This window comes from Nonomuraea sp. NPDC059007 (assembly GCF_042740555.1).
Taxonomy (GTDB): domain Bacteria; phylum Actinomycetota; class Actinomycetes; order Streptosporangiales; family Streptosporangiaceae; genus Nonomuraea.
The window spans coordinates 138,811-165,108 of the sequence record NZ_JBHYJD010000004.1 but is presented as its reverse complement, the minus strand read 5'-3'; the positions used below and the strand labels follow the sequence as shown (position 1 = coordinate 165,108).

Genomic DNA, 26,298 nt, shown 5'->3' with positions numbered 1-26,298 from the left:
TAGGCCCAGAGTAGATATAAATCTGGATATCATCGCTGGCCATGGACCTTGTCCGGCACCTGCGCTACTTCACCGTGGTGGCGGAGGAACTTCACTTCGGCAACGCCGCCATCCGCCTCGGCATGGCCCAGCCGCCGCTCAGCCAGCGCATCAAGCGCCTGGAGGAGGAGCTCGGCGTGCGCCTGTTCGACCGTTCGGCGCGTCAGGTCCGCCTGACCGAGGCGGGCCGCCTCCTGCTCGGCGAGGCCCGCGAGATCGTCGCCCGCGTCGACCGCCTGCGCGAGCTGGCCAGGCACGGCGAGGGCGCGGTGCTCAAGGTGGGGGTCCCGCCCGACCTGGCCGCCGCGGTGATCGCCGCCCTGGTCGCGGGCTTCCGCGAGAGCCATCCCGAGGTACGGCTGGCGCCCGCCGAGATCTGGACCGCCGACCAGGTGGCCGCCCTGGCCGGCGGCACGATCGACGTCGGCGTCGTCCGCCACCCGGTGACCGCCCCCGGCCTGTACTTCGGCCAGACGCTCGTCCAGCCCCAGGGCGTGCTGCTGGCCGAGGGCGACGAGCTGAGCCAGCGCGCCGAGGTGCACCTGGCCGACCTGGCCGGGCGCGAGCTGCTCATGCCGCCGAAGGAGGGCGAGCCGGGCATGCACGCGGAGGCGCTGGCAGAATGCCGTCGCCGTGGGTACGTTCCCGCGCAGGTGCACGAAGGGTCGGGTCTCGGGCTGGTCATGGCAGGGGCCGCGGTCGCGTTCGGGCCACGGCAGGAGTCGCCGGGGCTGGTCTGGCGGCCGCTGATCGGCTCGCCGCTGTCCTACCGGATCTCCACCGCGTGGCGGGTGGCCTCCGACACGGTGGCCGGCTTCTCGGCGGCAGCCGTACGAACACTGAAGGAGAGCGCCGGGATGGCGGAACAGAGCTCGGCGCCCGTGCGGCGGGTCAGCCGCAGGCCGGGGGCGCTGGCATGAACGAGATCGAGCTGGGCGAGGTGTTCGCGGCGGCCGGGGTCGAGGGGTGGCTGCACGCGGTCGACATCGACGGCGGGCGCGAGTGCGGCTACCAGCAGGACGAGGCCAGGCCGATCGCCTCGGTGTTCAAGGTGCCGCTGCTCGTGGAGCTGTGCAGGCAGGCCGACGCGGGCCGGGTCGATCTGGCGGAGCGGGTGCTGGTGCCGGCGGCTGGGCGTACGTCGGGGCCGACGGGGCTCTCGGCGATGCGGGACGAGGTGACGATCTCGCTCCGCGACCTGGCGTATCTGATGATCGCGGTCAGCGACAACGCCTCCGCCGACGTGCTGGTCGAGCGGGTGGGGCTGGACGCGGTCAACGCCATGCTGGCGGGGTTCGGGCTGGACGGCACCCGGGTGACCATGAACGGCGCGACGATGCTGGACAGCATGGCCGAGGACAGCGGGCATGGCTGGCCGTTCCAGGACCTCGACGAGCTGGCGCGGATGCGGGCGCTGGACCCCGCGCGGACCAACAGCAGCACGCCGCGGGAACTGACGCGGCTGTTCGCGATGATCTGGCGGGACGAGGCGGCCTCGGCCGAACTGTGCGGGTGGATGCGCGAGGTGTTCGCGCTGCAGGTGTGGCCGCACCGGCTGGCGGCGGGCTTCCCGTACGACGATGTGGATGTGAGCGGAAAGACCGGCACTCTGCCGACTATTCGCAACGAAGCGGGGGTAGTGGAGTATCCCGATGGCGGCCGCTACGCCGTGGCCGTTTTCACCCGATCGTTCAGCCCCGCGGTGAACCAGCCGAGGGCTGACGCGGTCATCGGCACGGCGGCGCATATGGCGGTTGACCACCTAAGAAGGTAGCGGGATGTGTGGGCGGTCGAGTGTGACTTTCCACCTGGTGAACGACAGGATGGGCGCATGGTTGAGGAAGGTGCACTTGTCTGGGAGCCGACCGCCGAGGTGATCGGGCGGGCCAAGCTGACCGCCTACCTGCGCGAGCAGGACCGGATCGGCGCGCGGTACGAGGACGTGTGGCAGTGGTCGGTCGACAGCCCGGCGGAGTTCTGGCAGTCGCTCTGGGACTACTTCGGGGTGGTCGGGGAGCGTGGTGACGGGCCCGTCCTCACCGGGACGATGCCCGGCGCGGAGTGGTTCTCCGGCTCCTCGCTGAACTACGCCGAGAACGCGCTCGCCCGTGGCGAGGGCACCGCGGTCGTCTTCGTCTCCGAGGACGGCGCCCGCCAGGAGATCGGCTACGACGAGCTGCGCTCGGAGGTGGGCAGGGTCCGCGCCGGTCTGGTGCGGCTCGGCGTGGGGCGCGGCGACCGCGTCGCCGGCTACCTGCCGAACATCCCGCAGGCGCTCATCGCCTTCCTGGCCACCGCCTCGCTCGGGGCGATCTGGTCGGCCGGTTCGCCCGACTTCGGCGTGCCCAGCATCGTCGACCGGTTCCGGCAGATCGCGCCCAAGGTGCTGATCGCGGTCGACGGCTACGCGTACAACGGCAAGAGCTTCGACCGCTCGGCCGCCGTCGCCGAGATCGCCGCCGCGCTGCCCTCGCTGCGCGCGACCGTGTGGATCCCGTACCTGACCGCCGCCGAGGAGGGCCGCCCGCCGCAGCGGGCCGAGCCCGCGCCCGGCCACGCCGCCGCGGTGCCGTCCGGCGAGGTGGTCGGCTGGGAGGGGCTGCGCGCGGAGGAGGGGCCGCTGGAGTTCGAGCGCGTGCCCTTCGGCCACCCGCTGTGGATCCTGTACTCCAGCGGCACTACCGGACTGCCCAAGCCGATCGTGCACGGGCACGGCGGCGTGGTGCTGGAACACCTGAAGTCGCTCTCCTTCCACCAGGACCTCGGTGAAGGCGATGTGTTCTTCTGGTACACCACCACGGGCTGGATGATGTGGAACTACCTCATCGGGGCCCTGCTGGTCGACGCGGTGCCGGTCCTGTACGACGGGGCGCCCAACGACCTGTGGAAGATCGCCGCCGCCGAGGGGGTCACGTACTTCGGGGTCGGCGCGCCGTACATCATCGCCTCGATGAAGTCGGACGTACGGCCGGCCGGCCTCGACCGGCTGCGGGGTATCGGCTCGACCGGATCGCCCCTGCCGCCCGAGGGGTTCGCGTGGGTGGCCGAGACGCTGCCCGGCGTGCCGCTGGGCTCCTTCTCCGGCGGCACGGACGTGTGCACCGGCTTCGTCGGCGCCACCCCGCTGCACGAGATCAGGGCGGGCGTGATCCCCTGCCGGTCGCTGGGCGCGGCCATCGCCTCCTTCGACCCGACGGGCAAGCCGGTGATCGGTGAGGTGGGCGAGCTGGTGCTGACCGCGCCGATGCCCTCGATGCCGGTGATGTTCTGGAACGACCCCGGCGGCGAGCGCTACCGCGACAGCTACTTCGACGTCTACCCCGGCGTCTGGCGGCACGGCGACTGGATCAAGATCAACGAAGACGGCTCCTGCGTGATCTACGGCCGCTCCGACTCGACGCTGAACCGCGGCGGCGTGCGGATGGGCACCAGCGAGTTCTACCGGGTCGTCGAGCGCTTCGAGGAGATCGCCGACAGCCTGGTCATCGACACCGGGCAGCTCGGCCAGGAGGGCCGCCTGCTGCTCTACGTCACCCTCGCCGAGGGCGCCACGCTCACCGACGAGCTGGTGGCGGCGCTGAAGACCACGCTGCGCGAGGAGCTGTCACCCCGGCACGTGCCCAACGAGATCCGCGAGGTGCCCGGCATCCCGCGGACCCTGTCGGGCAAGAAGCTGGAGGTGCCGGTGCGCAAGATCCTGCTCGGCACCCCCGTCGAGCAGGCCGCCAACCCCGACGCCATGGCCAACCCCGAGGTGCTGCGCCACTTCAGGCCCTGACCGCGGACAGCGCCCGGCTCCAGGTGACGACCTGGTCGAGCATCATGGTGACCTGGTCCTCCTGGTGGGGGCGCGGCCTGAAGACGCTGAAGTCCTCGAAGTCGGCGTGCAGCAGCAGCTCCACCCCGGCCTGCACGTTGGCCACCTTGACCTGGCCGAGCACCTGCCGCAGGTGCTCGGCCGCGCGTACGCCGCCGCTCACGCCGTAGCCGACGACTCCGGCTGATTTGTCATGCCATTCGGCGTACAGGAAGTCGATGGCGGTCTTCAGCACGCCCGGGGTGCCCCGGTTGTACTCCGGGGTCACGAAGACGAAGCCGTCGTATCCGGCGATCGTCTCCGACCAGATCTTGGTGTGCGGGTGGTCGTAAGCGCCGGAAGCCGCCGCCGCGGCCAGCGCCTCGTCGAGGTGGGGCAGCTGATGGTCCTTGAGGTCGATCAGTTCGTACGCGGCGTCGTCGCGCTTGGTGGCCAGTTCGTGAACCCAGCGGGCGACGGCCTCGCCGTTGCGGCCGGGACGGGTGCTGCCGATGATGATGCCGATCTTCGTCATGCGTTCCAGAGTAGGAAACCGGACGAAGACCTCCAATGCGCTGCCGTCTGCATTTTATACGTGAGCGTCTCGCGAGCTATACTGCCGGTGTGGATCTGCTGAGCGACGTCATCGCCTCCATGCGCGTCGGCCGGGCGAACTCGGTCCGGGTCGAGTGGCGCGCTCCCTGGGGCCACTCCTTCCCCGCCGCGGCGGGTACGGCCGGCTTCCAGGTGGTTCTGCAAGGTTCGTGCTGGCTGCTTCCGCCCGAGGGAGAGCCCATCGCGTTGAGTGTCGGCGACGTCGTGTTCCTCCCGCAAGGCCACCCCTACGTGCTGGCCGACTCGCCCGACAGCGCGATCGCCACGGCCGACTGCGGCGACGGGGAGCGCGAGCTGTTCGCCTCCGCCGTCCTGGGCGGCGATGGTGCCAGCACGGTGCTGCTGGGCGGCGGCTACCGGCTCGACCCCTCCAGACTCCACCCGATCCTGCGCTCACTGCCCGAGGTCGTCCACCTGCCCGCCCGCCTCGGCCACCATCCCGAGCTGCGCGCCGCCGTCGACCTGCTCGGCGCCGAGATCGACCGCCCGCGCGCCGGGGCCGACCTGCTCGTCTCCTCGCTGCTCGACATGCTCCTGCTGCTGATCCTGCGCACCTGGTTCGACGGCTCGCACGAGCACTGCAAGGTGGACAACTGGGCGCGGGCGCTGACCGACCCGTCGATCCGCGCCGCCCTCGACGCCATCCACCGCGACCCCGCGGCGCCGTGGACGGTCGAGTCGCTCGGCCGGGAGGCCGGCCTGTCGCGGGCCGCCTTCTCGCGCCGCTTCACGCAGCTCGTCGGTCAGCCGCCGCTCGGCTACCTGACGTGGTGGCGGCTGGGCACCGCCGCCCACCTGCTGCGCGAGAGCGACGCGCCGCTCGGCGAGATCTCCGCGCGGGTCGGCTACGGCTCGGAGTTCGCCTTCGCCAACGCCTTCAAGCGCGAGTACGGCCTGGCCCCCGGCAAGTTCCGCCGCGAGTCGTGCCGGCTGCCGATGATCAGCGCGCTCCCAGATGCGGCAGGCACGGCTCCAGCCCGGTGACCGTGTAGCCCTCCTCCGGCTTCCAGTCCTCGCGGGCCATGCGGAAACGTTTGCTGGGCACCGCCTCGCCCTTGCGGTTGTCGATCTGGATGCCGTCCTCCCGGTAGCCGAGCTTCCTGGTCACGCCGAGCGAGGGCAGATTGTCCTCGAACGCCACCGTCCTGGCCCAGCGCGCGCCCAGCCCCTCGAAGGCCAGGTGCAGCGCCGCCTTGCGCATCTCGGTGCCGATGCCCTGGCCGTGGAAGCGGCGGCCCAGCCAGGAGCCGGTGACCACCTCGCGGGTGACCGCGAAGTCGACGGCCGCCACTTCCTGCGTGCCGACGACCTGGCCGTCGCGGACCACCACGAAGTTCGCGGTCCAGTCCTCCGGCTTCCAGGTGCCCCAGGACTTGAAGTGGTAGAGCACGGTCGCCTTGGCCCGCTCGCCGGGCTCGGCTTCCGTCCACGGGATGACGAAGGGCATGAATCCCTCCTCGTGCACGCCTTCGGCGGCCCGTTCTGCCAGCTCGTCGAGCTCGGCGAACGACGGCATGTGGAGCTGGAGGTTGGGGGTGGTGATCCGGAGACCGAACAGGGGCCAATGACGCATGCATGCAGGTTTATGCCAGCTAGACGCCCTGGGGCAACCGAAATACGCGGCCCGGGTCGTAGGCGGCCTTGACCTCGGCCAGCCGGGCGGCGTTCGGGCCGTAGTAGGCCGAGCGCCATGCGCGCAGGTCGGGGTCGATGTAGTTCACGTAGGCGTGGTCGCCCAGGAACGCGCGCATCTCGCCGTGGACGCCGCGCAGCCAGGTGCGGGAGGTGCCGTCGGCGTAGTACTGCACGCTGTAGAGCGCCGCCCGGTGCGGGAAGGCGGTGTCGCGCACGCCCACGCGGCCGATCGCGCCCCCGAACGCGTCCAGCAGGACCGCGTGCTGCCCCGGCCTGGCCACCCAGGCGACCAGCTTGGCGATGCCGGTGGCGGGGAGCCTGCCGTAGGCGAGGTGCGACTTGGCGGAGAACGTCGTGCGCGGCCCCGGCCCGCCGGCCATGATCCGCATCGCCGCCAGGTACGGCACCACCCGCGCCGAACGGGCCTCCGGCTGCCCGACCTTGGCCACCAGCGCCGCGAGGTGCCGGTTGAGCCCGGTCAGGCCGCCCAGGTAGGTTCCGGCGAGCTGGACGTGGAGGCTCCCGCGGTCGCGTACCAGGTGCAGCGTCGACCACAGCTCGTCGGGGGCGCCCGGCGCCCAGTCCTGCCAGGCGGTGAGCGCCGCGGCCGCCTTCGACCAGGGCCAGCGCAGGTAGAAATGGCCGATCTCACGCGCGGTGTGGGTGCGGAACGTGAACGAGGTGGCGACGCCGAAGTTGCCGCCGCCACCGCCGCGGCAGGCCCAGAACAGCGCGGGATGCCGGGTCGCGTCGCAGTCCAGAACCCGCCCGTCGGCGGTGACCACCCGTACGGACACCAGCCGGTCGCAGGTCAGCCCGTACTTCCTGGAGACCGCCCCGATCCCGCCGCCCAGCGCCAGCCCGCCCACGCCGACCGTGGGACAGGAGCCGGCCGGGATGCTCACGCCGTGCCTGGCCAGCTTGGTGTAGACGTCCATGAGCTTGGCGCCCGGCCCGATCGTGGCCAGGCCCGCGCGGTGGGTGACGGCGTTCATCCGCGACAGGTCGACGACGAGGCCGGAGCCGGTGGACCAGCCCGCGTAGGAGTGCCCGCCCGAACGTGCGGTGACCGCGACGCCGGTACGCCGGGCGAACGCCAGACACTTCGCAACATCTTCCGATGTTTCGCAGTACGCGATACCGCCTGGGCGGATGCGGTCGAAGGCCGGGTTGTACAGGCGCTTCGACCGGTCGTAGGCGGCGTCGCCGGGGCGAACCAGGGTGCCCTTGAGCCCGCGGCGCAGGCCCGCCCAGTCGGGTGGCGCGGCGGAGAGGGACACGGGGACCAGCGCGGCGGCGCCCAGAAAGTCACGGCGGTTCACAGCTCATGTGACGAGAACCGTGGCCGACGGGTTGGTTACGACTGCGTCACCTTCCTCTGATTCAGGGGTAACACCTGGATAACGTCCCATCTACACGTGTTGCCAACCAGGGAAAGGCCGACGAATACTGCGGAATCAACACGAGTTGATACAACCGAAGGGCGAACTCGCAGTGGTCACACGCCGTGATGTGGCACGACTGGCCGGCACCTCGGAGGCCGTCGTCAGCTACGTGCTCAACAACGGGCCGCGCAACGTCGCCCCCCATACCCGCGAACGGATCCTGCGCGCGATCGACGAGCTCGGCTACCGCCCGAACGTCGTGGCCCGGTCGCTGCGCACCAGCCGTACCCACACGATCGGGCTCGTCGTCCCCGACAACGCCAACCCGTTCTTCGCCGAGCTGGCCCGCGAGATCGAGGACGTCGCGTTCGAGCACGGCCTGACCCTGCTGCTCGGCAACGCCATGGACGACGACGAGCGCGAGGCCGCGTACGTGCGGACCCTGATCGACCGGCAGGTCGACGGGCTGATCCTCATTCCCGCCCATGGCCCGCGCGCCTGGCGGTCGCTGCTGGCCGCCTCCCGGGTGCCCTGCATCGTCCTGGACCGCGAGCTCGACGACACCCCCGCCAGCCACCTGCTGCTCGACAACGAGGGCGGCGCCCACGAGGCCACCCGCCACCTGCTCGGCCACGGGCAGCGGCGCATCGGCTGCGTGGCCGGTCCCAAGGACATCCACCCCACCGTCGACCGGGTCGCCGGGTGGGCGCGGGCGCTCACCGAGGCGGGGCTCGATCCGTCGGGGATGCCGCTGGCGCACGGGCCGTTCGGGCGGCGGCAGGGTTACCTGAGCGGGCGGGAGCTGCTGTCCAGGGAGGACCGGCCCACGGCGCTGTTCGTGACCAGCGACGAGCAGGCCATCGGGGTGATGCGCGCCGCGGCCGAGCTGGGGCTGACCGTCCCGGGTGATGTCGCTCTGTGCTCGTTCGACGGGATCGCCGCCTCGTCGTACACCGTGCCCGCCCTGACCACCATGCGGCAGCCGATCGAGGAGCTCGGCCGGCGTGCCGTCGAACTGCTCGCCGCCAAGATCGGCGGCGACGCGACGCGGGGCGAGCGGGTGGTGCTGGAGGCGACGCTGATCCGGCGCGGGTCCTGCGGCTGTCCCGACCCGGTGGGCGGGGTGGACGATGGCTGAGCCGATGTGGAACGCGTTCCGGGCCGCCATCCGGTATGGAAGGGCGTCATATGCGTCCTGACGGGCTCTGGCATCCGCGGCTGCTGCAGATCCTGTCGGCGGCCGGACACACCGACCTGATCGTGGTGGCCGATCCCGGCCTGCCCGTGCCGCCCGGCGTCGAGACGGTGGACCTCGTCTGGCGCAGGGGCGAGCCGGCCTTCCTCCCCGTCCTGCGCGAGGTGCTCGCCGAACTCGTCGTCGAGACCGCCTACATCGCCGAGGAGTCGCCCGACGGCTTCCTCGACGGCGTCCTGACCCGGCCAGAACGTATCCCGCACACCCAGCTCAAAGAGCTCGCCGCCCAGGCCCGCGCGGTCGTCAGGACCGGCGAGGCCACGCCGTACAGCAACGTCGTGCTCCAAGCGGGCGTTCCCTTCTGAAGGAGACACCAGATGAACAAGAAGATCGTCGTTGTGGCCGGTCTGGCCCTCGCGCTGGCCGCGTGCGGCAAGGAGGGCGGCACGACCGGTGGACAGAGCGCCGCCGCGCCCGAGCCCGGTGAGAAGCCGGGCGTGTGTTTGGTGATGAAGTCGCTGGCCAACGAGTTCTTCCAGCAGATGCAGAAGGGCGCGGAAGAGCACGCGGCCAAGCGCGGCGACCTCACGCTGAGCGTGGTCGGCATCCAGAACGAGACCGACATCGACAACCAGGTCGCCGCGATCGAGAAGTGCGTGACGCAGCAGGCCAAGGCGATCGTGATCGCCCCGGCCGACTCGCGCGCGCTGGTCGCCCCGCTCAAGCGTGCCGTGGACTCCGGCGTGAAGGTCGTCAACATCGACGTTCAGCTTGAGGAGGGCGCGATGAAGTCGGCCGGAATCGCGGACAAGGTGCCCTTCGTCGGCCCCGACAACCGCGAGGGCGCCAAGCAGTCCGGCATGGAGCTGGTCAAGGCCGTCGGCAAGGACGCCGAGGTGGTCATCCTGGAGGGCAACCCGGGCGCGGCCAACGCCACCCAGCGCAAGACCGGGTTCCAGGACGCGATCAAGGAGGGCGGCCTCAAACTGGTCGACTCCAAGACCGCCCACTGGGAGACGAACGAGGCCCACACCGTCTTCGGCAACATGCTCACCGCCCACCCGAACATCAAGGGCGTGCTGGCCGCCAACGACAACATGGCGCTCGGCGCGCTCAAGGCCATCGAGGAGCAGGGCAAGAAGGAGCAGATCAAGGTCGCCGCGTTCGACAACATCCCGGCCATCGCCTCCTACGTCAAGAGCGGCGCGGTCGTCTCCACCCTCGACCAGTACGGCGCGCAGCAGGCCGCCAACGGCATCGACTACGCGATGAAGATGATCGCCGGCGAGAACGTCAGCGGCTGGCAGAAGACCGAGATCAAGCTCATCACCAAGGACAACGTCGGATGATGCGGGTCACCGGCCTCGTCAAGCGCTTCCCCGGCGTGGTGGCGCTGGACGGCGTCGACCTGGACATCCGGGCGGGCGAGATCCACGCCCTGGTCGGTGAGAACGGCGCCGGCAAGTCCACGCTGGTCAAGGCGCTGGCCGGGATCCACACGCCGGACGGCGGTTCGATGACGCTGGACGGGCGGCCGTACCGGCCGGGCAGCGCCGCCGACGGACTGGCGGCGGGGATCTCGGTCGTTCATCAGGAGCTGGCGCTGCTGCCGTACCTCACCGTGGCGGAGAACCTCTTCCTGCGCGCGCTCCCGCGCAAGGCGGGAGTCGTCGACCGGCGGCGGCTGCGCGCGGACGCGGCGGCGCTGCTGGCCGAGATCGGGCTGGACGTCGCGCCCGACACGCCCGTCGAGCGGCTCGGCATCGCGCAGATGCAGCTCGTGGAGATCGCCAAGGCGATCTCCACGGAAGCCAGGCTCCTGATCATGGACGAGCCGACCGCGACGCTCACCTCGCGCGAGTCCGGGCGGCTGTTCGGCATCCTGCGCGGGCTGCGCGAGCGCGGCGTGGCGATCGTCTACATCTCGCACCACCTGCAGGAAGTGCTGGAGCTGGCCGATCGGGTGACGGTTCTGCGGAACGGCCGCAGCGTCGTGAGCCGCCCGATGGCCGGTGTCACCGCGCCCGACCTGGTGCGGGCGATGGTGGGGCGGGATCTGGCCCAGGAGTACCCGCCGCTGCCGGAGCGGGCGGAGGGCAAGGAGGCGCTCAGGGTCACGGGGCTGCGGGTGAGCGGGTTCGAGGGGCCGCTGTCGTTCTCGGTGCGGGCGGGGGAGGTGGTGGGGTTCGCCGGGTTGGTGGGGGCGGGCCGTACCGAGGCGATGCGGGCGATCTTCGGAGCCGACACCGCCCTGGCCGGAACCATCGAGCTTCACGGGCGCAAAGTCCGAATTAGGCACCCCAAGGACGCCGTGCGGCACGGCATCAGCCTGCTCACCGAGGACCGCAAATCACAGGGCCTCGTCCTGGACCTGCCCATCAGCGCCAACGTCACCCTGGCCAAGCTGCGCGGCGCCCTTCTCTCCTTCAAACGGGAACGCGCTCTCGCCCAGCAGTTGGGCAGCCGCCTGCACCTGCGCTCGGCCGGCGTCACCCAGCACGTACGCACGCTGTCCGGCGGCAACCAGCAGAAGGTCGTCCTGGCCAAATGGCTCAACGCCGGATCCGACGTGCTCATCGTGGACGAACCCACCCGAGGCATCGACGTAGGCGCCAAATACGAGATCCACGAGCTCCTGCTCGGCCTGGCCGCGGAGGGCAAAGCCCTGCTCGTCGTCTCCTCCGACCTGCCCGAGCTGATGGGCATCTGCGACCGCATCCTCGTCTTCTCCCGCGGCAAGATCGCCGGAGAGGTGGCCAGAGCCGGCTTCGACGCCGAGCACATCCTCACGCTGGCCTACTCGGGCTACCTCAAGAACGGTGAAAAACCATGATCAAACGGCTCGTCCTCGGCGAGGCGGGCATCGGTGTGGCCCTGGTGGTGCTCGCGGGATTCTTCGTCCTCGCCGCCCCGAACTTCGCCACCGAGCAGAACCTCCGCAACATCATGACCCAGATCACGCTGAACACCGTGCTGGCCGTCGGCATGACGTTCGTGATCCTGGTGGGCGGCATCGACCTGTCGGTGGGCTCGTCGATGGCACTGTGCGCCGTCGTGTCCGGCACCATGATGGCCGGATCGGCCTCCCCCGCGACCCTGGTCGCCGCCATCCTGGTCAGCGTGCTCGTCGGCGGAGTCGTCGGCTGGCTGAACGGCTTCATCTCCGAACAGTGGCGGGTCCCGTCGTTCATCGTGACCCTGGCCATGCTCAACATCGCCCGCGGCGCGGCCGAGCGCTACACCGACGCCGCCACCATCTACAACCTCCCCGCCGCCCTGAACGACTTCGGCACCCTCACCCTGATCGGCATCCCCGCCGTGTTCTGGGTCGCGGTACTGCTGGCCGGAGCCGGCTGGTTCGTCCTGTCCAGGACGGTGTTCGGCCGCCTCATCTACGCGACGGGCAACAACGAGGAAGCGGTACGCCTGTCCGGCCACAAGACGTCCCGCATCAAGATCGCCGCCTTCGTGATCGCCGGCTTCACCGTGGGCATCGCGGCGATCCTCTACATGGCCCGCCTCAACATCGCCAGCCCCATCCTCGGCCAGGGCTACGAACTCAACGCGATCGCGGCGGTCGTGATCGGCGGGGCTTCGCTGATGGGCGGACGCGGCTCCATGGTCGGCACGTTCCTGGGCGCCTGCCTGCTGGGGGTTCTCACGAACGGGCTGTTGCTGATGGGGGTGTCCGACTTCGAACGCCAGATCATCACGGGGCTGGTCATCCTGGTGGCCGTGGTCCTGGACGCCTACCGGCTGAGGCTGGCCCGCAAACTAGCCATAACCCAACCCGCCGCCCCCAACCCGGTGACGTCCTGACCTCGACCTGGTTGCTGGGTTGGCCCCGCTACCCACGTTCCGGCCCCGGGCATCTGGTTGACGTCCGGGGCGAAGCGTGGCACTGCGGGTCCAGCCGCCCTCGCCGCTGGAAACGGCGCCGGCGCTTCGGCCCTCGAGGCCATCGAGGAGCATGAAGCATGTTGTCACCGGCCGCAGCACCTGGCCCCCGGGGGGCAAGTGCGTCCAAGCTAGGGGGAGTGAAGGGCCTGCGGCAACCGGAAACTCAGCCCTTGTACCGACGGCTTAAACCCGGGGGAAATAAGGCATCGTGACCCTTACGCTTGCGCAGTGCATCAACAGGACGCTTTGGAGATCAATGACCCTTACGCTTGCGCATGCATTAGAGTTGGCCTAGAACCATCCTCTATGTAAGAACTAACAAGGCCTAGGTTAGACCGTCGAATACCCAGGGAGCCCTCGGTGGATGCGCAAGCGACGCCGGTTGACGATCAGTCGGTGGCGGGTCTGGATGATCTGGCACGGCAGGCCGCGACGGAGTTCGGGGGCCGGATCGGGACTCGCCGGCGCACGGCCGGGGCGCCACTGCGCAAGGGGTTCGTTTCGACGGAGTTCTACACCGGTCAGGGCAGCCCGCCGCTGGCCAGACTGCTGCGTGGTGGCGGACGCGGGGGCCAGCTCCGGTTGAAGCTGTACCTCAGCCTGCTCTGGCTGAGCGCAAAGGAGCCTTACGACTCCAGCCTGCCCGCGCGTGCGTGGGCCGCTCTTCTCGGATTGGCCGACCACGAGACCAGAGGGGTGCGCCGCGTCCAAGAGGCGATCCGCGACCTGCAGAGCCACAACCTGATCACGGTCCGCGACCGCGGCGGCCATCCCAGCGTGCTGACCATCCTCGATGAGAACGGCCGGGGATCGGCGTATCTGACCCCCTCCGACGTCTACAGTCGGCTGCAGAGCCTCAACGCTCGACCCGAACAGCTGCGCCCGCACCGCTACTTCCGCATCCCCTCCGCACTGTGGACCCAGGGCCACATCGCACGGCTTGGCGGGCCGGGGATCGCCATGCTGCTGGTCCTGCTGTGCGAGCAGCGCGAACCTGGAAGCGACGTCTGGTTCTCCCCTCGTGTGGCCAAGGAACGATTCGGCCTGAGCCCTTCCACCCGCACCCTGGGTCTTCAGGAGCTTCGTGACCGCAACCTGGTCGACACCCGGATGAAGGTCACCAGCGAGGACGGCACCTACATCACGTTCCAGCGCCGCCGTAACGTCCACCGCCTCACCTTCAAGTAGCGGCATGTCATCTGTGCCGAAGGGGCGGCCGTAACAACGCGTTACCTGAGCCGAGGGACTCCGAGCCACGCCTTGCGTTGTCCGGCCTTGTCGGAGGTGGCGCGGCCCAACCTGGTGGCGTCCTGACCTCCCTCCACCCACGTTCCGGCCCCGGGCATCTGGCTGACGTCCGGGGCGTGGCGTATCGACTGCGGTCATGCGCTGCCCACCCGTCCGGCCAGCCTTCTGGGCGCTGCGCCGGGTGGGTGGTCACCTGGACCAGCACCTCAACCGGGTAACAGGTTGGGGGCGGGCGTCACTTGGCCCACCACCCAACCGGGCAACGGGTGGGAAGCCTAAGGCAAGGCAGCCCGAGCGGAGCGAGGCCCTACAGGGGTCGGGCCTCGGCCCGACTGGGAGTGCGCGCGGAGCGTAGCGGAGCACCTTGCTTTCAGGCTAGGCGCAGGGCCAGGGCGGGGCACATGCCTACTGCTCGCTTGGCCTCCTTCAGCATCCATTCCGGTACCGGCCGGAAGCTCGGGTATCCGAAGTCGTCCAGGTCCACGAACTCGGGTAGCAGGTGGGCGCACAGGCCGTGGCCCTGGCAGCGGGTCCAGTCCACGTCCAGCCGGTACTCCGGCTCCGCCACCGCCTCGGGCAAAGGCAGGACGCCGCGCACCGGGCGGCCGCACGTGCCCGCGTCCTGGTGGGCCACGATGTCGTCGGCGAACACGTCCAGCGCCGACAGGATGAAGCGTGCCGTCCCGTCCGGGTGGAAGCAGGCGCCGCGTCTCTCGATCGCGCGTACGGCCCGCCGTACCGCATCAGGAGACCCCGACCCGCCCGCCAGCGAGCCCAGTGCCCGAGCCACGTCCGGCAGCCCGAGGCGGCACGGCCCGCACTGACCCGACGACTGCGCGGACAGGTACGAAGCCACCCGCGCGGCCTCCCCGAGCGGGCAGGTGGCGGTGCCGATCGGCACCACGATCCCGGCCCCGAGTTCGCCTCCGGCCAGCTTCATGCCTTCGCGGGACACGCTGGCGGCCGCGGCGGCGGCCGGGTCCAGCCAGGCGCCGTGGTAGCCGCCGACGAGCACCCCGTCGCCGGGTTCGGCGTCGCACAGGTCGAGCACGGTCGCGAGCGGCATGCCCGCGGCCACCTCGACGACCGACTCGGACGCGGCCCCGCCGCTGACGGTGAGCAGCAGGGTGCCGGGTTCGCGGGAGGTTCCGACGTCGGCGTAGCCCTCGGTGCCGAGCTCGGCCAGTACCGCGACCTGCGCGAACGTCTCGGCGTTGGACAGCAGCGTCGGCAGCCCGTCGACGCCGGAGCTGCTGGCCCGCTTCTTGCGTCCGGGCGGCGTCGCTTCGAGCCCGTTGACCCCGCGCACCAACGCGCCGCCCTCGCCGGACACGAACCGTTCCGGCAGCCCGACGACGCGGATGCGCAGGTGGCTCTCCTCGGCGCCGGCGACGGCGGCGGCCTTGCGTTCGGCCACCGCCGCCGCCATGGACCCTTCGGCCACCTCGCCCTCGACGGTGGCGATCACCACCTCGCGGGCGTGGAGCGCCTCGGCGGCGAGCACCGCGCCGTCGAGTACCAGGTGCGGGGTGCGCACGAGGAGCATGGCGTCCTTGGAACTGGCCGGCTCGCCTTCGACGGCGTTGACCAGCACGACGCTCTCGCGCGCACCGGCCGCCTCGGCGACGGCCCGCATCTTGCGAGCGAACGGGAAGGCCGCCCCGCCCCGGCCCCGCAGGTCGACCTCCTCGACCTGGGCGAGGAGGTTCTCGAGGCCACGCGGGGCGGGTGTGCCGTGGACGGTGCGGTGGGCGGGCAGGTCGAGCCGCCGGCAGTGGTCGAGACCGGCGGTGAGCCTGGCGGGGCCGAGCCGCTGAACGCGCGGCACCCTGTGCGGAATCATCGGTGGGACTCCTTTCTCAGCCCGCCGCCCGGAACTTCCGGCGAGCGGCGTCGAGGCTGACGGGCGCCTCGGTGACCTGGGGTTCGGTGCGCGTCTGCGGCACCGCTTCCGGCGTCTCCACCGGTTCCGGTACGGCCGGCGGCCGCACCATCGTGGCCACGACCCGTACCAGCAGGGCGGCGCCCACGGCCGCGAGGCAGGCCACGTACGACCAGGTCACCCACGCCGAGGGCGGCCGCCCGGCGGTCAGCCCGTGCAGGACGGCGACCGGCCACGCGAGGTACGCGCAGGCGTGCAGCGAGCGCCAGATCCAGGGCTGGGGCGAGCCGGCGAACATGCCGCGCAGCAGCCCGCTGGTGGCGGAGATGACGAGGAGCCCGGCCGCCACCGCGCCCAGTACCTGCGGCCGTTCGATCTTCAGCGCCACGTGCGTGGCCAGTGCCGCCATCCCGGCCATGGCCACGATCCGGTGGGCGAACTGCGCGTACACGCGATGGCGGGCGGACAGGAAGACCCGTTCGGTGGCGATGAGGCCGAGGGCCACGGTCGCGGTCAGCGTCACCAGAGCGATCACGCCTACGTAGAAATCGAGGAAGCCCAGCAGTTCCAGCCCGCGCGGCGATCTGGCCAGCGCGTAGCCGGACAGCAGCAGTGCGGTGATCCCGGCGGTCAGGCCGAGGCGGACCGGTCGCGTGTCCAGCTTGGACGGTGCGTGCCGGGGATTTCGTCGGTGGAGCATGCGTTCCTCCCAGGGTCGGTTGAGGGTGCGACTCGGGGGAGCGCCGTCGCCGGAGCGCTAGCAGCGGCGTCCGCGGTTGATGCAGTTGACGGCGAAGGCCATCAGCCGGTCCGGCATCACGTTGGCGAAGTCGGCGTGGTCGGTGACCGGGTTGTGCTTCTGTTCGGGGAAGGCGTCCACGGCGTAGGAGGCGCCCTGCGGCACGCTGTAGGTCAGGACCATCCGGAGCTGGGGTACGGCCCGGGTGCCCTGGGGGCATCTGCCCTGGTTGGGGAAGAGCACGTGGGTGCGGTGGTTGGCGCTGTCGGTGTTCTGGCCGTCCCAGCAGCTCGGGAAGTCCAGCACGCGGACGACCTGGCTGAAGCGCGGGCACAGCGGATATTGGGTGGTGATCCGGTTGGTGAAGCCGGTGCAGGTCCATTGGGCCCGGGCGTTGGCGCCGCCGTTCGTGGCGGCCTTGGCGTCACCGGTGATCAGCCTGAGGAACCTCGGCATCGCGACCACCCGGCTGTTGGACGCCGCGCGGAACTGCAGCGTGACCGAGCGGGGTCGCAGCACGCGGCCGACGTTTCCGTCCGGGTCGCTGACGTTGTCGTCGACCTTGCGGTCTCGGAGCACCGGCCAGAAATATGTTGATTTGTCGCCCAGGCGGCAGGTGGTGCCGGCGGCGGCGAGGCTCTGGTCGGTGGAGAAGGCGTCCGTGGACAGGTTGCCCACGTAGTCGTGCAGGTGGTGGGCGCCGTTGCGGACACCCGGCGCGACGATGAAGTTGTCGGGGTTGTTGTGGCCGTTGCCGTTGGTGCCACAGGCGGACACGAACGAGCCCCTGGCCTGTAGGAGGTTGCCGCGCGAGTTCGGCCGCACCCGCCTGATGTCGATGAAGTCCTCCACGAACGGGCCCAGGTCGGCGCAGTTCTCCTCGGCGCTCTCGCTCTCGCTGGGGGAGGGCGACGGATCCTGGCTGGGGTCCTGCGACGGATCCTGACTCGGGTCCTGTGAGGGGTTCTGGCTGGGGTTCTGGCTGGGGTTCTGCGACGGGGTGCGCGTGGGCGCCCTGCTGGGTTCCCGCGATCGGGTACGGCTGTCGGCCCGCTCGGGATCCGGCGACAGGGCCGGGGGAGCGATCCCGCCACCCGAGCCGAAGTCGTCCTGCTGATCACCTTGCTGGTTCTGGTCGCCGCTCTGAGGGTCGCCCTGCTGGTTCCGGTCGCCTTGCTGGTCGCCTTGCCGGTTCTGGTTGCCTTGAGGGTTGTTGTCCTGCTGGTTCTGGTCGTCCGGGTTCTGCTGGTCGGCCTGGCGGTTCTGGGACTGCTGGCGGCCCTGCTCGGCCGGATCGCAGTGGTCGGCTCGCGCGGGGACCACGCCGATGACGGCCGCGGACACCAGCCCGCCGGCCACCAGGGCCAGTGCGGACACGGCCGCGGCCACGGGTTTGGATCTGCTCATCGCATCTCTCCTTGGGTTAGCGCGGTGCCGGGGGTTCGGGCAGGTCGGAGTAGTTGACCAGGCCGATCGACTCCAGCAGCGTCATGTGCCTGAGCACCGCGGCGTTCGCCTTGGCGGCGAACTTCCTGACCTCGTCGTTGCGCGTTCCCGCCCGCACGGCCGCCACGACCGAGAAGACCTTCCCGTGCGCCTGGCGCAGCAGGTTGGTGTACTCGCGGTCGTAGTCGGCGGCCGAGGCGGCGGAGATCTGCGCCATCCAGGTCTGCTGGTCGGCCGAGGCGGTGCTGGGCAGCGCGACGTCGAGTTCCGCTGCCACGGCCCTGACCTCGACGTCGAGCTTGAGGTGGTCTTCGATGATGTGCCCGGCGACCTCCTTCAGCCGGGCGCTCTGGCCGCGTTGCTGGGCCTGCTGGCTGGTGGGGATCTCCCAGAGTCCGGCCTGCCGTACCTTGATCAGAAGATCGCGGTCGGCCGGCCCGAGCGGGCCCGAGTCCGTCATCGTCCAGCCCGCCTGCGCGGTCGTGCTGCCGGGAGGCAGCACGAGCAGGACCGTCACCACGGCCGCCACGGCGAACGAGCCGAGCATGAAGAACTCTCCCGCCCCCAAACGGCGGCGAAACTTACGCATGGTCGGGGATACGCGGGTTTGCGGGGGCGGGTTCACCTATTGAGGCGAGATAGTCAGAAATGACTGGAGTTATCGGAGTGACTACCGAAGTGGTAACGAAGGTGTAAAGATGTGGGCCGTGCTAGCTCACTTCGACGGTACAGACGCCGACGAGGAGCATCGCATCTTGGTGCTCTACCAGGAGTTTCGCGGCCCGCTCCTGCGCCACGTGCGCAAGGCGACCGGAAACGACCTCCAATGGGCGGAGGACGTTGTCCAGGAGACGATCGTCCGCGCCTGGCGGAACTCGGCGAGACTGCAATGGGAACCCAGCCTCATCTGGGCGTGGCTGCTGACGGTGGCCCGCCGTATCGTGATCGACGGGCGCCGCCGCCGTAGCGCCCGGCCGCAGGAGGTAGAACCCCCGGAGGTGGATACCGTCGCCGTGCCCGACGCCTCCGATCGCGCGCTGTCGGCGATCGTCGTCGCCGACGCGCTCCGCGCTCTGTCGGACGAACACCGCGAAGTCATTGAACAGACCTACCTACGGGATCGTACGATAAGTGAAGCGGCGGAGATTCTGGGGATCCCGCCCGGCACTGTCAAGTCCCGTCTCTACTACGGGATCAGGGCACTGCGCGAACTTCTGCGTGAGAAGGGGGCAGCTGGCTGATGCACCACGAGGTGGCGGCTTATGTCCTCGGTGTCCTGGACGAAGAGGAGCATGAGGCGTTCGAGCGCCACCTCGACGCGTGCCAAGACTGTCAGGTGCAGCTCAGGGAGCTGAGTGAGGTTCCCGAGCTGCTGGACGAACTGAAGCATTCCCCCACCGCCTCGGAAGACTCACATTGACGTAGGGGTTCCTTTTGAGGTGGTATCGGTACGGCCGGTAGAAGTTGGGGGAGGTGCCCGGTGGGGTTCAACGCTGATCCCCCGGACAGGCGGTTCGGCGAAGAGGGCGGGCAGCTGTCCTACGGCGGCTATTTGCGCCTGACGGAGCTGCTCGCACAGCAGCAACCCCAATCGCAGGCCCCGGACGAGCTGCTGTTCATCACCGTGCACCAGGTCTACGAGCTGTGGTTCAAGCTGCTCCTGCACGAGCTGGAGGCGGCCCGCTCGGCCATGTTCAACGGCGAGCTGTGGCAGGCCCGGCACGTCTTCCAGCGCGTGCACGCCGTCGAACGCGTGCTCGTCGAGCAGGTCCAGGTCCTGGAGACGATGACGCCGCAGGACTTCCTGGAGTTCCGTTCGAAGCTGTCACCGGCCAGCGGATTCCAGTCGGTGCAGTTTCGCGAGCTGGAGTTCCTCTCCGGCGCCAAGGACGCCCGCTACCTCGACCGCCTCAGGGACGCCAGCGAGGAAGAACTCGCCAGGCTCCGCAGGCGGCTCATCGAGCCCACGCTGTGGGATGCTTATCTCACCGCCCTCTCCCAGCGTGATCTGCCGGTCTCCGACGCGGAGATCATGGATTCGCTGCTGGCTGTGGCGAGGGACCGCCGGTCGCACGACGACCTGTGGCAACTGGCCGAAGACCTGCTGACCCATGACGAGACCGCTCAGCTGTGGCGGATGCGGCACGTCCAGATGGTCGAGCGCCAGATCGGCACCAAGTCCGGCACCGGTGGCTCGACCGGCGCGCCCTACCTGCGGGGCAGGACGCGCCTGCACTACTTCCCCTTGCTGTGGGAACTGAGAGCCTGGCTATGACCAGCCAGGCGATGTTTGGCAAACCCTCACAAAGGAGTGAGAGCGAGATGCCGCTCGACGAGGCCAAGGATGAGCTGCTCCAGCGAGCCGCCCAGAGATGCGCCGCCGGAAACGACCATGTGACCCCCGAGGAGGCGCTGGCCTTCCTGCGCGTCTACTACCGGCATGTCGCCCCGGAGGACCTGCTCGACCGCAACCCCATTGACGTGTACGGCCCGGCGATGTCGCACAAGCAGCTGGCCGAGGTGCGACCGCAGGGCAGGGCGGTGGTCAGGGCGTTCACCCCCACCTTGGAGGACAACGGCTGGGACCCCGGCCATTCGGTGGTCGAGGTCGTCACCGACGACATGCCGTTCCTCGTGGACTCGGTGACGATGGAGCTGGACCGCCTCGACATCGGCATCCATCTGGTCGTCCACCCGCAGATGCGGGTACGCCGCGATATGACGGGCAAGATGCTCGGCCGCGGCCAGGAGGACGTGACCGGTCAGATGCTGGTCGAGTCGTGGATCCACATCGAGGTCGACCGCCAGGCCGACCCCGAGGTGCTCAAGCGCCTCGAAGCCGACATCCTGCGCGTGCTGTCGGACGTCCGCCACGCCGTCGAGGACTTCGCCAAGATGCGGGCTCTGGCCGTGCAGACCGCGGAGGACCTCACGCTCAATCCGCCGCCGCTGGAGCCCGCCGAGGTCGAGGACAGCCTCGACCTGCTGCGCTGGCTGGCCGACGGGCACTTCACCTTCCTCGGCTACCGCGAGTACCGCCTGGAGGAGACCGAGGAGGGCGACGCGCTGCGCTCGCTGCCCGGCGCGGCGCTCGGCATCCTGCGCGACGACCGGGTCGGCTCGGAGAGCTTCTCCACCCTGCCGGCCGAGGTACGCGCCAAGGCCCGCGAGAAGCAGTTGCTCATCATCACCAAGGCCAACTCGCGGGCGACCGTCCACCGGGCCGCCTACCTCGACTACATCGGGGTCAAGCTCTTCTCGCCCGACGGCGAGGTCGTGGGCGAGCGCCGCTTCCTCGGCCTGTTCACGCACGTGGCGTACAACGAGTCGATCTCCCGCATCCCGGTGCTGCGCCGCAAGCTCGCCGAGGTGCTGGACAAGGCGGGACTCGCCGCCGACAGCCACGACGGCAAGGACCTCATCGAGATCCTGGAGACCTTCCCGCGCGACGAACTGTTCCAGACCTCGGTCGAGCAGCTTGTCCCGATCGCGATGGGCGTGCTGCGGCTGCGCGAGCGCAAGCAGGTCAGACTGTTCCTGCGGCGCGACGACTACGGCCGCTACATCTCCTGCCTCATCTACCTGCCGCGCGACCGCTACACCACAAAGGTCCGGCTCAAGATGCAGGAGCTCCTGCTCAAGGCACTCGGCGGCAGCACGCTCGACTACAGCGCGATGATCGGCGAGTCCGCGCTGGCCCGCCTGCACCTGGTGGTGCGCGGCGAGCGCGGCAAGCAGCTCCCGCCCCCTGGCGTGGACGTCGAGGAACTGGAGTCGCGGCTGGCCGCGATCACCCGCTCCTGGGAGGACGACCTGGCGAGCGCCCTGTCCGAGATGACCTCGGAGGAGGAGGCCCCCGGGCTCATCCGGCGCTACCAGTCGGCCTTCCCCGAGGGGTACAAGGCCGACTTCCCGCCGAAGATGGCCGTGGTCGACCTGCGCCGGCTGGAGCAGCTCGTCGGCGCGCCCGACGGCGAGGTCGGCATCAACCTCTACGAGCCCTACGACGCCGCGGAGGGCGAGCGCAGGCTCAAGATCTACAAGGTCGGCACCCCGATCTCCCTGTCCAAGGTGCTCCCGCTCATCCAGCGCCTCGGCGTCGAGGTGGTCGACGAGCGGCCGTACGAGGTCGACAGGGACAACGACCCGGCCACCAAGAACGCCTGGATCTACGACTTCGGGCTGCACTACACACCCTCGCCAGAGGTCGACCGCAACGACTTCAAGCGCCTGTTCCAGGACGCGCTCGGCGCGCTGTGGAAGGGCGAGATCCAGGCCGACAACTTCAACGCGCTCGTCCTGTCGGCGGGGCTCACCTGGGAACAGGTCGAGATCCTGCGCGTCTACGCCAAGTACCTGCGCCAGGCCGGCACCACCTTCAGCCAGCGCTACATGGAGCGCGTGCTCGGCGGCAACGTACGGCTGGCCAGGCTGCTGGTGCGCCTGTTCGAGGCCAGGCTCGACCCGCGGCGCTCCGACGACGTCCGCGCCGACCTGGTCGAGGCGCTCACCGAGGAGATCCTGGGCGCGCTGGACGAGGTGGCCTCGCTCGACGAGGACCGCATCCTGCGGGCCTACCTGGAGATGATCCAGGCCACCCTGCGCACGAACTACTTCCAGAGCGGGGCCGACGGGCAGCGCAAGGCGTACATCGCGCTGAAGTTCGACCCGCTGGCGATCAGCGTGCTCCCCCTGCCCCGGCCGAAGTACGAGATCTTCGTCTACTCGCCGCGGGTCGAGGGCGTGCACCTGCGCTTCGGCAAGGTCGCGCGCGGCGGCCTGCGCTGGTCGGACCGGATGGAGGACTTCAGGACCGAGATCCTCGGCCTGGTCAAGGCGCAGATGGTGAAGAACACCGTCATCGTGCCCACGGGCTCCAAGGGCGGATTCGTGGTCAAGCGCCCACCGGCCGGCGGCGGCAGGGAGGAGCTGATGGCCGAGGGCATCGACTGCTACCGCACCTTCATCTCCGGCCTGCTCGACGTCACCGACAACCTGGTGGACGGCAAGGTCGTGCCGCCGCCGGACACCGTCAGGCACGACGGCGACGACACCTACCTGGTCGTCGCCGCCGACAAGGGCACCGCGACGTTCTCCGACATCGCCAACAGCGTCGCCAAGGAGTACGGGTTTTGGCTCGGCGACGCGTTCGCCTCAGGCGGGTCCGTCGGCTACGACCACAAGGCCATGGGCATCACGGCGCGCGGCGCTTGGGAGTCGGTGAAGTACCACTTCCGCACCACCGGCGTGGACATCCAGCACACCGACTTCACCGTGGCCGGCATCGGCGACATGTCCGGCGACGTCTTCGGCAACGGCATGCTGCTGTCCCAGCACATCCGGCTCCTGGCCGCCTTCGACCACCGGCACATCTTCATCGACCCCGACCCCGACGCGGACCGCTCGTTCGCCGAGCGGCGCCGGTTGTTCGAGCTGCCGCGCAGCTCCTGGGCCGACTACGACGCCGAGCTGATCTCGGCCGGCGGCGGCGTGTTCGCGCGTACCGCCAAGTCCGTCCAGATCTCGCCGCAGATCCGCCAGGCGCTGGGCATCGCCGAGGGCATCACGTCGATGGCGCCCAATGACCTGATCAGCGCCATCCTCAAGGCCCCGGTCGACCTGCTGTGGAACGGCGGCATCGGCACCTACGTCAAGGCCTCCACCGAGTCCAACGCCGACGTCGGCGACAAGGCCAACGACGGGCTGCGGGTCAACGCCGCCGAGCTGCGATGCAAGGTCATCGGCGAGGGCGGCAACCTGGGCTTCACCCAGCTCGCCCGCATCGAGTTCGCGCTCAACGGCGGCCTGGTCAACACCGACTTCATCGACAACTCCGCCGGCGTCGACACCTCCGACCACGAGGTCAACATCAAGATCCTGCTCGACCAGGTCGTACGCGACGGCGAGCTGACCGACAAGCAGCGCAACCAGGTCTTCACCTCGATGACCGACGAGGTCGCCAACCTGGTCCTGCGCGACAACTACAACCAGAACGTGGTCCTGGCCGCCGCCCGCGCCCAGGGCCCCGAGATGCTCCACATCCACGCCCGCTACCTGCGCAAGCTGGAACGCGACGGGCTGGTCAACCGCGAGCTGGAGTTCCTGCCCTCGGACAAGCAACTGGCGGAACGCCGCCAGGCCAGGCTCGGCCTGACCGCGCCCGAGTTCTCGGTCCTGCTCGCCTACACCAAGCTCGTGGTCGACGCCGAACTGCTCGGCTCCGACCTGCCCGACGACCCCGCGCTGGCCTCGTGGCTGGTGTCGTACTTCCCGTCGGCGCTGCGCGAACGTTTCCGCTCGTACATGGACGCCCACCCGCTGCGCCGCGAGATCATCACCACCTGCGTGGTGAACGAGCTGGTCAACTCGGCCGGAACCACGTTCATGTTCCGCCTGGGCGAGGAGACCGGCGCCTCCACGCCGGACATCGTGCGCGCCTGGCTGGTCACCCGCGAGGTCTTCGACCTGGCCAGCTTCTTCCGCGCGGTGGAGTCGCTCGACAACAAGGCCGACACCTCCACGCAGATCGCCATGCTCCTGGAGGCGCGCAAGCTCGCCGAGCGCGGCACCCGGTGGCTGCTCAACAACCGCCGCCCGCCGATGGACCTGTCCGGTTCGGTGAACTTCTTCGTCAAGGGCGTCAACGGGCTCCTCTCGCACATCCCCAAGCTGCTCACCGGCCCCGACCTGGCCGCGTTCGAGGAGCGCCGCGACGCGTTCGTGGCCCGCGGGGTGCCGATGGAGCTGGCCGAGCGGTCGGCCTCGATGGTGCCCGCCTACTCCACGTTCGACCTGGTCGAGGTCAGCTCGCTGACGAACCGGCCGGTCAACGAGGTGGCCGAGGTCTACTTCGACCTCGCCGACCGCCTGCAGCTCGCCCAGCTCCGCGAACGCGTCATCGCGCTGCCCCGGGACAACCGGTGGAACGCGATGGCCCGATCCGCGCTGCGCGACGACCTGTACGCGGCGCACGCCTCCCTCACCCGCGACGTCCTGGCCCACACGGCGCCGGGCGCGTCACCGGAGGAGCGGCTGGCCCGGTGGTCGGAGTCCAACTCGGCGGCGGTCGGGCGGGCTCGCCAGACGCTGTCGGAGATCTGGGAGAGCGACAACTTCGACCTCGCCACGCTGTCGGTCGCGCTGCGCGCCATCCGCACGCTGGTCTCGGCCAGCAACCTGCCGCACACGGAGTGAACCTCCCGGTCCCGGGTCCCGTGCGGGCCCGGGACCGGCCGGCGGTACGGCGTGGCGGCGCGCTGCCACGTCCGACGTGAGAAGCGCCCGACGATCGGCGGCCACCCACGGCGGCGGGAGGCGCCTGCTTGGCTTGCCGTAACGGATAGAGAAGGGTCAGTCGCCTGACGCGCGGGTGACGCCGCCGTCGTGGGCGATCACCTCGGCGCGCGTCGGGGCGGACGCGGGTGGGACCGACGTCGCGTACTGGTGGATCTCCGACACCTTCAGCGAGCGCCGCAGCTTGGCGGCCGAGATCGCCCAGCGCGCGTCGTCGGGCACCGGAATGCCGTCGCTCTCCGCGCTCTTCGTCGCGGGCGTGGTCGTGGAGGTCCTGGTCAGCGTGTACTGGATGAGCGCGCCGCCGTCCTTGGTACGCAGCGCGAACACGGGGTACTCGCCCGCGCTCAGGATCGAGTCGTAGGTGAACCCGTCCTGCTCCCAGCGCGCCCGGTCCTCGGCGATCTGCGAGGCGATGTCCGTCGTGTACGGCCCCGCCGACAGCAGATCCGCGGCCACACCACCCGAGCCCGCCTCGGCCACCGTGGCATGCAGCGGCGCCATGAACTTGGGCCCGATCAGCACGCCCTTGTCGTCCGGCGGGACCGCCGTGGCGTACCCCTGGGCGTCGACCTCGACCTCCGGCACCTTCTCCCCCGGCAGCAGCCGCGCCGCCGAGCTCAGCCGCCACTTGTCGGTCGACTTCGCGAAGATGAGGAACGTCGGCTGCCCGTCGCGCGGCACCAGCACGCTGAACCACGGCGACGTCGCGTCCGCGGGGAAGCGCGGCACGAGCATCGTCGGCTGCCCCCACGTGCGCAGCGGCGGCCGGCCGCCGCTGGAGTCGAACGCCGCCGAGGTGAGGTCGCGCAGCCCGTCGCGGGTCAGGTCGACGGCGAACCTGAGGTCGCCGGCGGTGCGCAGCACGTCGTCGGTCGCGGTGATCTCGGTGAAGATCTCGCGCGCCTCGTCCGGCGTGATGGCAGGGGCCTCGGGCGAGGTCGTGGGCGTGGTGGTGACCGGCCCGCCGGAGACGTTCGCGGCCCTCGTGGGCGTGGTGTCAGGGGTGCCCGAGCAGGCGACCGTCGCGGCCAGCAGGCCGGCGGCGAGCGCCAGCACCTTCCGCCGACCGTATGCACGCACCTCGCCATGTTATTCGGGCGGGCGAGGGTCGCGTACCCTTGG

At 70.1% G+C, this 26,298-nt stretch carries 22 protein-coding genes; 14 read left to right on the top strand and 8 right to left on the bottom strand.

The annotated features are described in order from the left end of the window. The first annotated feature begins 41 nt into the window (after positions 1–41). Genes ACFWY5_RS08110 through ACFWY5_RS08100 form a run of 3 tightly spaced genes read left to right on the top strand, consistent with a single transcriptional unit; the run spans position 42 to position 3,817 of the window. Complete coding sequence (locus ACFWY5_RS08110; protein ID WP_379609836.1) at positions 42–959, top strand: LysR family transcriptional regulator; 918 nt, start codon at positions 42–44, stop codon at positions 957–959. Next, positions 956–1,813 (top strand): serine hydrolase, encoded by an 858-nt coding sequence (locus ACFWY5_RS08105; protein WP_379609835.1) that lies wholly within the window; start codon positions 956–958, stop codon positions 1,811–1,813. The genes ACFWY5_RS08110 and ACFWY5_RS08105 overlap by 4 nt, the downstream gene beginning before the upstream one ends. Before the next feature lie 57 nt (positions 1,814–1,870). Beyond that, a complete protein-coding gene (locus tag ACFWY5_RS08100) occupies positions 1,871–3,817 on the top strand; it encodes an acetoacetate--CoA ligase (protein WP_379609834.1) in 1,947 nt (648 codons plus the stop codon). Here the strand turns inward: ACFWY5_RS08100 and ACFWY5_RS08095 are convergent. After that, positions 3,807–4,370 carry an NADPH-dependent FMN reductase gene (locus ACFWY5_RS08095; protein WP_379630900.1) on the bottom strand — a complete coding sequence of 188 codons (564 nt, stop codon included), beginning with the start codon at positions 4,368–4,370 and terminating at the stop codon, positions 3,807–3,809. The genes ACFWY5_RS08100 and ACFWY5_RS08095 overlap by 11 nt on opposite strands. Positions 4,371–4,459: 89 nt before the next feature. On the opposite strand from ACFWY5_RS08095, the gene ACFWY5_RS08090 reads away from it, so the two are divergent. Continuing rightward, on the top strand, positions 4,460–5,434 hold the full coding sequence (locus tag ACFWY5_RS08090; protein ID WP_379630899.1) for an AraC family transcriptional regulator: 975 nt from the start codon (positions 4,460–4,462) through the stop codon (positions 5,432–5,434). On the opposite strand, the gene ACFWY5_RS08085 is transcribed toward ACFWY5_RS08090, so the two are convergent. Together ACFWY5_RS08085 and ACFWY5_RS08080 are read right to left on the bottom strand one after the other, a co-directional pair. Beyond that, complete coding sequence (locus ACFWY5_RS08085) at positions 5,391–6,023, bottom strand: GNAT family N-acetyltransferase (protein WP_379630898.1); 633 nt, start codon at positions 6,021–6,023, stop codon at positions 5,391–5,393. The genes ACFWY5_RS08090 and ACFWY5_RS08085 overlap by 44 nt on opposite strands. Before the next feature lie 19 nt (positions 6,024–6,042). Next, positions 6,043–7,407: an FAD-binding oxidoreductase gene (locus ACFWY5_RS08080; protein WP_379609830.1), complete on the bottom strand. Its 1,365-nt coding sequence runs from the start codon at positions 7,405–7,407 to the stop codon at positions 6,043–6,045. 190 nt (positions 7,408–7,597) lie between these two features. Between ACFWY5_RS08080 and ACFWY5_RS08075 the strand changes: the two genes are divergently transcribed. The 6 genes from ACFWY5_RS08075 (at position 7,598) to ACFWY5_RS08050 (ending at position 13,753) form a co-directional block, all read left to right on the top strand. Then, entirely contained in the window at positions 7,598–8,608 is a 1,011-nt protein-coding gene (locus tag ACFWY5_RS08075) for a LacI family DNA-binding transcriptional regulator (protein ID WP_379609829.1), read from the top strand. Positions 8,609–8,658: 50 nt separating this feature from the next. Then, positions 8,659–9,030: a D-ribose pyranase gene (gene rbsD, locus ACFWY5_RS08070; protein ID WP_379609828.1), complete on the top strand. Its 372-nt coding sequence runs from the start codon at positions 8,659–8,661 to the stop codon at positions 9,028–9,030. A 12-nt stretch (positions 9,031–9,042) separates the two neighbouring features. Further along, positions 9,043–10,014 carry a sugar ABC transporter substrate-binding protein gene (locus ACFWY5_RS08065; RefSeq protein ID WP_379630897.1) on the top strand — a complete coding sequence of 324 codons (972 nt, stop codon included), beginning with the start codon at positions 9,043–9,045 and terminating at the stop codon, positions 10,012–10,014. Further along, positions 10,011–11,498, top strand: a complete 1,488-nt coding sequence (locus tag ACFWY5_RS08060; protein WP_379630896.1) for a sugar ABC transporter ATP-binding protein — start codon at positions 10,011–10,013, stop codon at positions 11,496–11,498. Before ACFWY5_RS08065 ends, ACFWY5_RS08060 begins: the two co-directional genes overlap by 4 nt. Further along, positions 11,495–12,484, top strand: a complete 990-nt coding sequence (locus ACFWY5_RS08055; protein ID WP_379609824.1) for an ABC transporter permease — start codon at positions 11,495–11,497, stop codon at positions 12,482–12,484. Before ACFWY5_RS08060 ends, ACFWY5_RS08055 begins: the two co-directional genes overlap by 4 nt. Positions 12,485–12,925: 441 nt before the next feature. After that, positions 12,926–13,753 (top strand): hypothetical protein, encoded by an 828-nt coding sequence (locus ACFWY5_RS08050; RefSeq protein WP_379630895.1) that lies wholly within the window; start codon positions 12,926–12,928, stop codon positions 13,751–13,753. A gap of 430 nt (positions 13,754–14,183) precedes the next feature. Here ACFWY5_RS08050 and ACFWY5_RS08045 read toward each other — a convergent pair whose 3' ends face one another. The 4 genes from ACFWY5_RS08045 to ACFWY5_RS08030 are packed head-to-tail and all read right to left on the bottom strand — an operon-like array spanning position 14,184 to position 18,469. Beyond that, a complete protein-coding gene (locus tag ACFWY5_RS08045; protein WP_379630894.1) occupies positions 14,184–15,656 on the bottom strand; it encodes an NADH-ubiquinone oxidoreductase-F iron-sulfur binding region domain-containing protein in 1,473 nt (490 codons plus the stop codon). A 16-nt stretch (positions 15,657–15,672) separates the two neighbouring features. Further along, on the bottom strand, positions 15,673–16,395 hold the full coding sequence (locus tag ACFWY5_RS08040) for a hypothetical protein (RefSeq protein ID WP_379609822.1): 723 nt from the start codon (positions 16,393–16,395) through the stop codon (positions 15,673–15,675). Positions 16,396–16,452: 57 nt separating this feature from the next. Continuing rightward, positions 16,453–17,841: a DUF1996 domain-containing protein gene (locus tag ACFWY5_RS08035; protein WP_379630893.1), complete on the bottom strand. Its 1,389-nt coding sequence runs from the start codon at positions 17,839–17,841 to the stop codon at positions 16,453–16,455. A gap of 16 nt (positions 17,842–17,857) precedes the next feature. After that, a complete protein-coding gene (locus ACFWY5_RS08030) occupies positions 17,858–18,469 on the bottom strand; it encodes a DUF4142 domain-containing protein (protein ID WP_379609820.1) in 612 nt (203 codons plus the stop codon). 109 nt (positions 18,470–18,578) lie between these two features. On the opposite strand from ACFWY5_RS08030, the gene ACFWY5_RS08025 reads away from it, so the two are divergent. From ACFWY5_RS08025 to ACFWY5_RS08010, 4 genes are read left to right on the top strand one after another with little or no spacing between them, the layout of a single operon-like run. Then, on the top strand, positions 18,579–19,121 hold the full coding sequence (locus ACFWY5_RS08025; RefSeq protein WP_184957689.1) for a sigma-70 family RNA polymerase sigma factor: 543 nt from the start codon (positions 18,579–18,581) through the stop codon (positions 19,119–19,121). Then, complete coding sequence (locus tag ACFWY5_RS08020; protein ID WP_184957688.1) at positions 19,121–19,300, top strand: zf-HC2 domain-containing protein; 180 nt, start codon at positions 19,121–19,123, stop codon at positions 19,298–19,300. The genes ACFWY5_RS08025 and ACFWY5_RS08020 overlap by 1 nt, the downstream gene beginning before the upstream one ends. 60 nt (positions 19,301–19,360) lie before the next feature. Then, positions 19,361–20,155 (top strand): tryptophan 2,3-dioxygenase, encoded by a 795-nt coding sequence (locus ACFWY5_RS08015; protein WP_379609818.1) that lies wholly within the window; start codon positions 19,361–19,363, stop codon positions 20,153–20,155. A 47-nt stretch (positions 20,156–20,202) separates the two neighbouring features. Next, on the top strand, positions 20,203–25,074 hold the full coding sequence (locus tag ACFWY5_RS08010) for an NAD-glutamate dehydrogenase (protein WP_379630892.1): 4,872 nt from the start codon (positions 20,203–20,205) through the stop codon (positions 25,072–25,074). A gap of 156 nt (positions 25,075–25,230) precedes the next feature. On the opposite strand, the gene ACFWY5_RS08005 is transcribed toward ACFWY5_RS08010, so the two are convergent. Beyond that, positions 25,231–26,256, bottom strand: a complete 1,026-nt coding sequence (locus ACFWY5_RS08005) for a hypothetical protein (RefSeq protein ID WP_379630891.1) — start codon at positions 26,254–26,256, stop codon at positions 25,231–25,233. Positions 26,257–26,298: the final 42 nt, after the last annotated feature.